The organism is Desulfovibrio sp. SGI.169 (assembly GCF_050313595.1).
GTDB lineage: Bacteria > Desulfobacterota > Desulfovibrionia > Desulfovibrionales > Desulfovibrionaceae > Desulfovibrio.
The window spans coordinates 64,016-75,113 of record NZ_JBNPLS010000013.1 but is presented as its reverse complement, the minus strand read 5'-3'; the positions used below and the strand labels follow the sequence as shown (position 1 = coordinate 75,113).

The following is an 11,098-nucleotide window of genomic DNA, read 5'->3' as shown; positions in this document are numbered from 1 at the left end:
ATAAGATTTTCATTGAGTACGGTTTTTCGCTAAAATTTTTGGACTTTCTGGCGATTAAACCGGTATGGGGACTTTTTTTAAAAATCCATTCACATTTCAGGAGCAATGAGCATGAGCATCAGCAAAGCCTCATCCGTCATCAATGCAGGGATCATTCTCCTGACATGCGTTGTGGGCTATTTTATTTATGAGCTTTACCAGGCCATCCAAAATAATCTGGAACTCGCGCGCAATAAGGAGGTGGCCATCCAGCTTGCCGGCGAGCTGATGGAGTCTTCCAAGCAGCTTACAAGCAATGTCCGGCAGTACGCCGCCACCGGCGACAGCAGTTATGAAACGATCTACTTCGGCATTGTGGACGAACGCGCCGGCAAGACGCCCCGCGCTGACAACCGCAGCGTGGCCCCGGGCCAGAAGGTGTCGCTTACCGAACTGATGAAACAATATGGCGTTACAGCCGAAGAATTGGCTCTGGTGGAAAAGGGCAACCAGCTTTCCGACGCGCTGATCGCTCTGGAAACCGAGGCCATGAACGCCGTCAAGGGCATCTACAAAGACGCCAAAGGCGACTATACGGTAAAAGGCGCGCCAGATATGGCGCGGGCTCGCGAGCTGGTTTTCGGCCAGGCGTATAATGGCGAAACCGCAAAAATCATGGCCCCGCTCAATGAGTTTTTCACCACGCTGGAAAAGCGCGCCAGCGCCCAGGTAGCCGCCAGTGAGGAACGCGTCCGGCGGACAAACCTCTGTCTCTGCTTTGCACTGGGCCTGACCCTGCTGCTCAGCCTTGCGTCCGCCATATATGCCCGCAGGAGCGTCTGTCGACCTCTGGAACAACTTTCCTGTTTTGCCCAGAAAGTTATGTCCGGCGACCACGGTTCACGCATCAAAGCGCATTTGCAAAATGAAACCGGCACCTTGGCCACGGCGCTCAACGCCATGCTGGACAAGCTGGAAAGCCAGCTCGCCTTTTCACGCGGGGTGCTGACCGCCCTTCCCGTGCCCTGCGCCGTATTCAACACGGAGAATAAACTGGTCTTCGCCAATACCCCCATGCTGAATGCATTCAATCACGCGAGCGATATGGAAAACAGCGCGGGCATGACCTCCGGCGCCTTTTTCTATAATGACGGCACACGCGCCACCTCCGTCACTCACTGTCTGGAAAGCGGTGAAGGCGGCTCTTTTTCCGTCGTCATTGACAAAAAAGCGGGCAAGGCCATGCACGCTGAAATCTTCACCAAACCCATGACGGACAACCGGGGCGAACTGTCCAATGTGGTGCTGATACTGCTGGACAACACCACAACCTTTGAGCAGCAGGAGGCCATCAAGCACAACAGCGAAACCATGCGAGGCGTGGCCGTTTCGGTGCTGGATCTGCTGGAGGCGGCCAATGCGGCCTGTGGGCAGTTGTCCGGCGTGCTGGTGAAAACCGACACCGCCACGGCGGAAACAGCCGGGCGCATGCATGACACGCTCACAGCCATGGAACAGATGAACATGGCAGTGCTGGATATTTCCAAAAATGCGGGGGATGCCGCCTCCAATTCCGACAATATGCGCGATACGGCCACCACCGGCCAGAATATTGTGGAGCAGGTGGTTTCCTCCATCAGCCAGGTGCAGAAAGACTCCATGGAGTTGCGCGCGGATATGGAAAAAATGAGAGGCGAAACCCAGAACATCAGCCAGATCATGACTGTTATTTCCGATATTGCCGACCAGACCAATCTGCTTGCGCTCAACGCGGCCATTGAGGCGGCGCGCGCGGGCGAAGCGGGGCGCGGCTTCGCCGTGGTGGCCGACGAGGTGCGCAAACTGGCTGAAAAAACCATGAGCGCCACCACGGAAGTGGCTGCCGCCATTGAAAACATCCAGCAGAGCAGCCGCCGCAATATGGAGCATGTGGACCGCGCCGTGACCAGCATTGAGGAGGCCACCGGTCTGGCCCACACCTCAGGCGACCGGCTCAGGGATATTGTGGAAATAACGACCCTCTCCACCGACATGGTGCGGGCCATCGCCACAGCCGCCGAAGAGCAGTCAGCCTCCACAGCGCAGATCAATGAAACCGTGGAAGCGGTGAACAGCACCTTCAAGGAAGTGGCCATAAGCATTGCCGACGCCAACAACGCCGCCAGGCGGCTCAACAGCCAGATGAGCGAGATCCGTCAGTTGATGGACAGGCTCAAAAGCTGACCGCTCGCGCCACGCGCGATTCCCCAACCTCCCCGGCCGGCGTCTGGGGCTGAAAGCCGGCAGCCCCGAAAGTCAGGAACGGGCTGCGGCTTGACCGCGCCGCAAGCGACGGATTTTTGACCTTTTCCGTCAATACCGACAGGCGGACGTAAGAAGAGGCAGGCCTTGCATCGGCCTTTGTCGCGCATTGTTCAGCGTCAGCGTGGGCGACCCTAAAGCGCGGCCAGCAAACGCCGCACCAGCTCCAGATCGGCAGGGTAATTGATATTGAAAAACGGCAGCGCTTCCGTCTGGCTGTAAAAAATATGCCTCTGCCGTTCCAGAGGAATGACGCGACTGAGTTTGCGCTCGCCCCGGGCCAGGGCCGCATCGAACAGGGGCAGCGCCGCCACTTCGTACACAGCCGTGAGCGCCTCGATAAAGCCTGTTTCACGCTGGCGGAAGGTCGTCAGCAGACGCTGGCCAGGCGCTGTTTCACGCGCGGCCAGCAAACGCCGCAATGTGGCTTCGTCCATGAAAGGCAGATCGCAGGACAGGGCCAGCACAGCGGCAAAACCCTCTTCAGCGGCCGCGCGCAGTGCCGCATGCACGCCGCTGAACGGCCCCAGACCTTCCACCTGGTCAAAAATGCAGTCATATCCCGCACGCGGTCGGGCCGGGCGGCAGGCCACCCAGCAGCGGGGCAGCAGCGCGGTCAGCAGGTTGTGCGTGCGGCGCAACAGGTCAGGCTGCCCCTGCCCATGCACGCGCAGGAGGGCCTTTTCCTGCCCCAGACGCGAGGAAAGGCCACCCGCCAGCACAACGCCGGCCACACTGGCGCCGGTTTTTTGCCCATCGCGTTCCGCGCTCATGCCGTCACCCGCCCCGGCGCATCACAGAATACGGTCAAGCGATCCTCGGCGGGACGGCAGAAGCCCACCAGGCTTACGCCGTGCGCTCTGGCCGCCGTCAGAGCCGCGCTGGTCACCGCGCCCCGGCTCGCCAGCAGCGCAAAGCCCGCCCGCCGCGCCTTGGCGTACAGGCTGCCGGTGATCCTGGCGGAGAGGAACAGCGCGTGAGCGGCGGGGTCATGCCCCTGCCGGGCGCAAAATCCGGCCAGACGATCCAGACAGTTGTGGCGTCCGATGTCTTCGGCCACCCGCAGCAGCCCATGTTCAGGATGAAAAAGACCCGCGCGGTGAAAAGAGCCCGTGCCGTCCCAGAGCCCCGGCGCGGCAAAAAACTCAGCCATCCGCGCCAGCAGGTCGGCGGCGCTCAGGCGTGGAGCGTTGGAGGCCGTCTCAAGTCTGCCCAATCTGTCCAGGCGGCAGGCAGACCCGCTCTCTCCGGCCAAGCTCACCCGCAGGCAATGCTGTCCAGCGGGCGCGTCCAGCCGCTCCACCCGCCCCATCCGCAACAGCACGGGCGCATCGCCCGGCTCATCTTCCGCCTGTGGAGCGCAGTCCAGCAGCACATGCCCCAGCGCCAGTTCTTCCAGATCATGCGGCCAGGCCCAGAGTCTGCTGCTTCCCCCGGCATGGAGCACATGCACGGGCTCTTCACGGGCGGCAAGCTCAGGCAGGTTCTCCCAGCGTCCTTTCCCGAAACGCCGGGCGCACAGACGCAAGGGAGACGAACCGGACGAAAGCCCGCCGCGCGCGGCATCCATCAGAAGCCCCAGGCCGACGGCGCCGGACGGCTGTAACCCTCCTGAAGGGCCAGCATATCCAGCGGCAGAGAGGCCAGATCGCTCAGGGCGGCGGGCGAAGTTTCGGCCTGTTCGCGCAGATCGGCCAGCTTGATGTAACAACGGCAGGTTTTACAGACGCGCACCTCAAAAAAAGGCAGGCTGTCTGTGGTGAACACCCGCAAGCGCTCTTCCTCGCGCTCCAGGCAGAAGGGGCATTGCAGCCGGGCCGCCCTGTAACTCGCGCCGCAGAAAGAACAGATATGCCAGCGCTGCCCCTCCCTGCCGCGCAATTCACCCATGAAAGGCGGGCGACCGCAGTGCGGGCAGTGCCCGTGCTCCCAGACGCCCTGTTCATTGTGCCCGGCGGCCAGGGCCTCGGTCACGGCGGCCAGTTGCGGGGTCAGCGCCGCCTGAGCCAAAAAGCGTATCAAAGCCGGAGCCTGGGGCAGACGCGCCGCCCAGTCACTGAAAAAGGCTTTGTCATCATGAACAAAGGCCGCGTATGCCCTGTCGGGCAGCCCCGCGCTCGCCGCCACCTCCCCGCGCAGGGTCCGCACGGCTTCCGCCGGGTTGCCCCCGGCCGCCGCCAGCAAATCGCAAAGTCGCTCCCAGAGCGTCCGGGCCAGACCTGGATCATACGGAAAATCGGCGGCTAAAAGCAAAGGCGCGCCCTGCGCGTGCGCCTCCGGCGCGACGGGACAAAGGGCGCCTGTATTTGGATGGCTCAGGCGGTGAAAAGCCGCCCGTTGCAGATGCAGAGTCCCTGCCACGATATCCAGCAAGGCGTCCGGCAGCCAGGCAAGAGCGGCAAGGCGTTTCAGGCGTCGGGCAAGAATGGCGTCGTCAAAGGAAAAGAGCGTGCTCATATCTGTTTTCGCGGGTGTCGGCGCAGGTTGAAGTTTCGCTGCTATCCCCGTTACGGGTGACACGCTATACGCCAGAAGCCGGAACCGCGCAACCGCCGAAAAATTCCGGCAAGGCATCAGGCATGTTCCGCTAGCCTCTTTGAATGCCGCCGCGCTACAGCCAAAAGTTTCTTGACTGCGGCATATGACAGTAGTGATAAATATTTTAAACGATATTGACATAAAAGCCTGGCATGCGTACGATTATGTTAAATTCAGCTACGAAGCTGAACGCGGATTACGCAGCAAAAAATTGGAATAACGGCAGACATGCGGCAGTTGCTTAAAATTTTTGTGAAGAAATTTTTATTGTGCTTTTCAAAACATAATAAAAAAAGAAATTGTCGGACCGATTCCCTCATCAAGGAGAAGAGCATATGCAGTTTTCGCGCAGAGGCTTTATAAAGCTTGGCGCGGGCGCCACCGCCGCGCTGGCTTTCAGCGGTCTGGGCGTCAGCCTGACTCCGGTGACTGCGGCGGCGCGGGACGCCAAGCTGAAATGGACCCGTCAGACTACCTCGGTTTGTTGCTATTGCGCCGTTGGCTGCGGCCTGCTGGTCAGCACCAGCGCCGAAGGTCATCCCGATGGGCCGGGCAAGGCCATCAATGTGGAGGGCAATCCCGACCATCCCATCAATGAGGGCAGCCTGTGCGCCAAAGGCGCGTCAACATTCCAGCTGGCCTCCAATAAAGACCGTCCCCAAAAACCGCTGTACCGCGCCCCCGGCGCCACGGAATGGAAAGAAGTGGAATGGAGCTGGGCCCTGCCGGAAATAGCCAGGCGCGTCAAGGCCACCCGTGACGCCACTTTTACAGAGAAAAACGCGGCCGGTCAGGTGGTCAACCGTACCGAGGCCATTGTCTCGCTGGGCTCAGCCGCTCTGGACAATGAGGAATGCTGGGCCTTGCAGGCCATGCAGCGCGCTTTGGGCCTGGTGCATATCGAGCACCAGGCGCGCCTCTGACACAGCTCCACTGTCAAGGCTCTGGCAGAGTCTTTCGGACGCGGCGCGATGACCAATCACTGGAATGATCTGGCCAACAGTGATTGCGTGTTGATTATGGGCAGCAATGCCGCTGAAAACCATCCCATCTCCTTTAAATGGGTATTGCGCGCCAAAGACAGGGGCGCAACGCTCATCCATGTGGATCCGCGCGTTACGCGCACTTCGGGCCAGTGCCACCACCATGTGGGGCTGCGCCCCGGCTCGGACATCGCCTTTCTGGGCGGCATGATCAAGTATATCCTCGATAACGGGCTGTATTTCGAGGAATATGTGCGTGACTATACCAATGCCTCTCTGGTGGCAAGCAAGAACTACGGCTTCAAAAACGGCCTGTTCTCGGGCTTTGATGCCGCCAAAGGCGCATACGACACAAAAGCCTGGGCCTTTGAGCTGGATGACAAGGGCGTGCCCGTGCGCGACGTCAGTTTCAAAAACCCGCGCTGCGTGATCAATCTGCTGCGCGAACATTACAAGCGCTACACTATCGCCGCCGTGGCCAGGGCCACGGGCACTCCGGCCGAGGATCTGGAAACCGTCTACAAGGCCTTTGCCGCCACAGGCAGGCCCGACAAGGCGGGCACCATCCTGTACGCCATGGGCTGGACCCAGCATACCTACGGCGTGCAGAACATTCGCGCCATGACCATGGTTCAGTTGCTGCTGGGCAATATTGGCGTGGCCGGCGGCGGCGTCAACGCCCTGCGCGGAGAATCCAACGTGCAGGGCTCCACAGACCACGGTCTGCTTGCCTCCAGCTTTCCCGGCTACCTGCCCGGCCCCACCAGCGCCCAGGCGTCACTGGCGGACTACAACGCCGCCACGCCCAAATCCGCCGACCCCATGAGCGTGAACTGGTGGCAAAACCGGCCCAAATACATGGCCAGCCTGCTCAAATCCTTCTTTCCGGCGCTTTCGCCCGAAGAAGGCTATGCCCTGCTGCCGCGCGTGGACGCGGGCAAGCCCCTGCTGGACTACTACTGGCAGTCCATCTTTCACAAGATGGGCGAGGGCGAGATCAAGGGGCTGTTCGCTTGGGGCATGAACCCCGCCTGCTCCGGCCCCAACTCCAACAAGCACCGGCAGGCCATGAGCAAGCTGGACTGGCTGGTCAACGTCAACATTTTCGACAATGAAACCGGCTCGTTCTGGCGCGGCCCCGGTATGGACCCGGGCAAAATCAAGACTGAGGTCTTTTTGCTGCCCTGCGCCGTCTCCATAGAAAAGGAAGGTTCGGTAAGCAACTCCGGCCGCTGGATCCAATGGCGCCACGCCGGCCCCACGCCCTGGGGAGAAACCAAGCCGGACGGCGACATCATGCTGGAGCTCATGGAAGAGATCCGCAAGCTTTACCGGCAGGGCGGCGTATTCCCCGAACCGGTGCTGCAACTGGGCATCGACGGCTGGAAGGAAGGCCATGCCTTCAGCCCGGCCAGGGTGGCCAAAATCATGAACGGTTACTTCACCCGCGATGTGAAGATTGGCGACAAGGAATACAAGGCTGGGGAGCAGGTTCCCAACTTTGTGGCGCTTCAGGCTGACGGCTCCACCGCCAGCGGCAACTGGCTGCATGCCGGCGCGTGGACACAGAAAGGCAATATGATGGCCCGGCAGGAACACAGCCAGACAGAGGCCCAGGCACGCATCGGCCTGTTCCCCAACTGGTCCTTTGCCTGGCCCGCCAACCGCCGCATCATTTACAACCGCGCCTCGGTGGACAAAAACGGCCACCCCTGGAATCCGGAAAAGGCGGTCATCGCCTGGGACGGCAAAGCCTGGGTGGGCGACATTGTGGACGGCGGCGGCGGTCCGGGAGCCAAGCACCCCTTTATCATGCAAAAGGACGGCTTTGGCGCCATTTATGGCCCGGGCTGCGTCGATGGGCCTTTCCCCGAATACTACGAACCGGCGGAATCTCCCTTCGACAGGCACGGCTTCTCGTCGCAGGCGCGCAGCCCTGTCTACTACAAGGCCCCAGGCGAGCAGCTTGCCGTGAACGATGCCCGCTATCCCTATATCGGCACTACATACCGGGTGACCGAGCACTGGCAGACCGGCCTGATGACCCGTCGCGTGCCCTGGCTCACCGAGGCCGAACCGCAGAACTTCGCGGAACTGGACCCGGTGCTGGCCAAGGCCAAGGGCATCAACAACGGCGACAAGGTCATACTGAGCAGCCGGCGCGGACAGATTGAATGCGTGGCTATGGTCACGCCGCGCCTCAAGCCCTATACCGCCAACGGCAAAACCGTGCACATCATCGGCACGTCCTGGCACTTTGGCTGGCTGGTTCCGAAAGACGGCGGCGACGCCGCCAACCTGCTCACCGCCATGGTGGGCGACCCGAACACGGGCATTCCGGAAAGCAAGGCCTTTATGGTCAACATTGAAAAGAAGGCGGGCTAGTCATGGGCAAGATGTTCTTTGTGGATTTGACGCGCTGCACAGCCTGCCGCGGCTGCCAGATCGCCTGCAAACAATGGAAAAACCTGCCTGCTGAGAAAACCCGCAACAGCGGTTCCCACCAGAATCCGCCAGATCTTTCGGCCCAGACCATCAGGCTGGTGCGCTTCAAGGAGACAGCGGACAAGGACGGCAAGGTAAGCTGGAACTTCTTTCCGGAACAGTGCCGCCATTGCCTGACGCCCGTGTGCGTGGATGTGGCGGATATGGCCGTGCCCGGCGCCATGCTGCGGGACGAGGAAAGCGGCGCGGTGCTCGCCACGGAAAAAACGGTCGAACTCAGCCCAGAGGACGTGAAAGCCGTTTCCGAAGCCTGCCCGTATAACATTCCCCGCCATGACCCGGCATCGGGGCGCATCATGAAATGCGATATGTGCATTGATCGCATCAGAAGCGGCCTCGCGCCGGCCTGTGTGACCTCCTGCCCCACGGGTTGCATGAACTTCGGCGATGAGGAGGAAATGCGCGAACTGGCCCGCAAGCGGCTGGAAGAAGTTCAAAAGGACTGGCCGCATGCCAGCCTCGGCGATACGGACCTCGTACGCGTGATCTATCTTTTCAAGGACGCCCCGGCTGAATACTATGAGTATGCCGTGGCCGACGCCTCACGCGGCATGCTGGCCCGCGCCGGGCAAAATGCGCCCGCCCCCGCTTTCTCCCGGCGGGCATTGTTCCGGCGCGCGCTGCGCGGCTGACGCCGCGTTGCGGCTGCGGCATTTCGGCGCAAATCACGATCACCCGCCATGGGTCTGATCCCCTTTCGCGGAGACAGGAGGGCAGACCAGTGACGGGTGATCTTCTGTTTTGCGCGCTTCATGTGCCAACTGGCCAGAGTCAGGCCCTATTACTGCGCTGCTGGCCAGGGGTGTCGCTGGTTGTGTTCCGCCACGATTATCCGTCAAAAACGGCCTTCTTCGCGCTGGCCGCGTCGCTGTGCGATTTTTGTCCGTCATGCGCATGCGCGCACTCCCTTCACAAATCGCCATTTTCCTGCCGGCGCAAAAATCCCTGTTTTTTGGATTGTTGTGGCGACATGCCCCGCCCCTCGTTCAGCTTCGGGCGGAAGCGGAAAAATCTCCCTTTTTACCGACAAACAAAACCCATAACGTATTGTTTAATGAGGTCTGAGCTTAAAGCCACAAGAAGAGGAGGAACCAGATTTCTCTGATTCCTCCATTGTCAGTGCCGGACAGTTATCCGCCGCAGCCGAAAAGCAAAGAAAACGGCGACCTCCTATGGCGCATCCGGCTGCAAGGGCAGCTTGGTCGGCGAGGAAATGGTCACGCTGTGTCGTACTTCCGCCCTGCCGGCGGCAGGGGCCTTCACATCCCAGAAGAGCAGATGCTCTTTTTCGTTTTTCATTGCGGGCGGCGCGTCGTCGTAACGCACGCTGACGTCCTGATCCACGATTTCAGGCATCGGGCGCTCCAGGCGTACCGTCACGGCTTTGGCATGACCATTGGCGACAACATAGGTCCAGGCCCAAGTCCAGTTCTTGCTTGAGCCGATAAAGCCGCTTTCGCCGCGCTTTTTGCTGCCCGCCGTGGTGGTCACGCTGACGCGCGGATCAGCGCCGAAAAAGAGCGTGGCTTCGCCGCCGCGCGGGCGGAACATCCCCTGGCCAACATTCTGGCCGTCCACGCTGTATTCCGCCCGGCCGTCCGGCCATGCCTGACGCGACGACAGAACATGCTTCGCCATCAGCCAGACGCGGCTGTCACGCGCGCCGGGCCTGGCCAGCCATTGCAGGGGGGCCTTCCAGGCGTCAGCGGCAATCTGCAAACGCGAACGCCCTTCAGGCAGGCCGAGCGCGGCCAGGCTCCAGGTCGCGTAGACGCCGCTGGCATCCAGGCTCACCGGGGCGTTGTCCTGCGCGGGCGCGCCTTCAGCGGCCAAAGTCATGGGAGCGGCCTTACGCGCCTGCATACGCCCCACAGGCAAGGGTTCCGCTTTGGGTGAGGAATCCACCACCCAGCGCGGCAGAGGGGCGGGCTCACGCGGTCCGTTGCCGCGCGTGGCCAGAGTCAGCCTGGTGTTCCGCCAGTCCATACCCGTAAACTGCCAGACTTCCGCCATCAGCCGCACATCAATGATGTCGCCGTCGCCCTTTTCAGGCTGGGCGTTGAAGGCATAGACAGGCTGCCAGCCGCAGTTGCGCACGGTATAGCTGTAACGGACGGGTAGTTTTTCCGTGCCGGATACGGCCTTGTGCAGAGTGACGCTGATCCGTTGCCCCAGTTCCGGGCTGGCTGGCAGACGCTCCAGCTCTTGCCGCACAAGTTTCAGGCGGCCTTCCAGTTCCGCCTGTTCACGGGCCAGAGCGGGAATCGCATCCCGCATCTTTTTCTCGCGCTGCTCCAGCTCCGTGAGCGTAACAGTCTCAGGGCGGGCCTGCCAGAGGGCCAGCCGGGCGGTCGCGGCGGCAAGGCTGCCGTTCAGGCGAGCCTGTTCGTCCAGCAGCTTCTCGCGCAGCCGGGCCAGATCACCCGTCTGCTCCAGGGGCTGGGGCACGGCGCTCCAGCGCTCCACAGTCTGACCGGGCACGGTCAGTTGCAGATTCTCCGCCTCGCCAGGAATCACAAAATGCAGCACGCTCACGCCGTCGCTGGTCGTGACCGGCGCGCTTTCCTCCACATCAAGCAGCCCGCCGTCAGGTGACAGCAGCGCTGAAACCGGATTGACCAGTTGAAGCCGCTTTACCGGGGCGGCCTCCGCAGCCGCCGCCTGCCCGGCGTGGAACACAAGGGGCAGCAGGAACGCAAGCCACGGCAGCAGGCGCAACAAAAGTCCGGGCCGTCGCCCTCTCCATAGCATGTCCGTATGCATTGAACCTCCACGGTTTCGGCCATTGCGGC

7 protein-coding genes are annotated in these 11,098 nt (G+C 61.5%); 3 read left to right on the top strand and 4 right to left on the bottom strand.

Annotation, left to right across the window (positions count from 1 at the left end; translation table 11 throughout):
• Nucleotides 1-111: 111 nt before the first annotated feature.
• Complete coding sequence (locus tag ACQRA4_RS08435; protein ID WP_427822634.1) at nucleotides 112-2,202, top strand: methyl-accepting chemotaxis protein; 2,091 nt, start codon at nucleotides 112-114, stop codon at nucleotides 2,200-2,202.
• Between the two features lie 212 nt (nucleotides 2,203-2,414).
• On the opposite strand, the gene ACQRA4_RS08430 is transcribed toward ACQRA4_RS08435, so the two are convergent.
• The 3 genes from ACQRA4_RS08430 to ACQRA4_RS08420 are packed head-to-tail and all read right to left on the bottom strand — an operon-like array spanning nucleotide 2,415 to nucleotide 4,737.
• Nucleotides 2,415-3,053 carry a molybdenum cofactor guanylyltransferase gene (locus ACQRA4_RS08430; protein ID WP_427822633.1) on the bottom strand — a complete coding sequence of 213 codons (639 nt, stop codon included), beginning with the start codon at nucleotides 3,051-3,053 and terminating at the stop codon, nucleotides 2,415-2,417.
• Nucleotides 3,050-3,850, bottom strand: coding sequence for a formate dehydrogenase accessory sulfurtransferase FdhD (locus ACQRA4_RS08425; protein WP_427822632.1), 801 nt, complete (start codon nucleotides 3,848-3,850; stop codon nucleotides 3,050-3,052). The genes ACQRA4_RS08430 and ACQRA4_RS08425 overlap by 4 nt, the downstream gene beginning before the upstream one ends.
• The gene (locus ACQRA4_RS08420) at nucleotides 3,850-4,737 is read right to left on the bottom strand and encodes a formate dehydrogenase accessory protein FdhE (RefSeq protein WP_427822631.1); all 888 of its coding nucleotides are present in this window, start codon (nucleotides 4,735-4,737) and stop codon (nucleotides 3,850-3,852) included. The genes ACQRA4_RS08425 and ACQRA4_RS08420 overlap by 1 nt, the downstream gene beginning before the upstream one ends.
• Nucleotides 4,738-5,153: 416 nt before the next feature.
• Between ACQRA4_RS08420 and fdnG the strand changes: the two genes are divergently transcribed.
• Entirely contained in the window at nucleotides 5,154-8,186 is a 3,033-nt protein-coding gene (fdnG, locus tag ACQRA4_RS08415) for a formate dehydrogenase-N subunit alpha (protein WP_427822630.1), read from the top strand.
• A 2-nt stretch (nucleotides 8,187-8,188) separates the two neighbouring features.
• Nucleotides 8,189-8,938 (top strand): 4Fe-4S dicluster domain-containing protein, encoded by a 750-nt coding sequence (locus ACQRA4_RS08410; protein WP_427822629.1) that lies wholly within the window; start codon nucleotides 8,189-8,191, stop codon nucleotides 8,936-8,938.
• Nucleotides 8,939-9,476: 538 nt separating this feature from the next.
• Here the strand turns inward: ACQRA4_RS08410 and ACQRA4_RS08405 are convergent.
• On the bottom strand, nucleotides 9,477-11,069 hold the full coding sequence (locus tag ACQRA4_RS08405; protein WP_427822628.1) for a DUF4139 domain-containing protein: 1,593 nt from the start codon (nucleotides 11,067-11,069) through the stop codon (nucleotides 9,477-9,479).
• Between the last annotated feature and the right edge of the window lie 29 nt (nucleotides 11,070-11,098).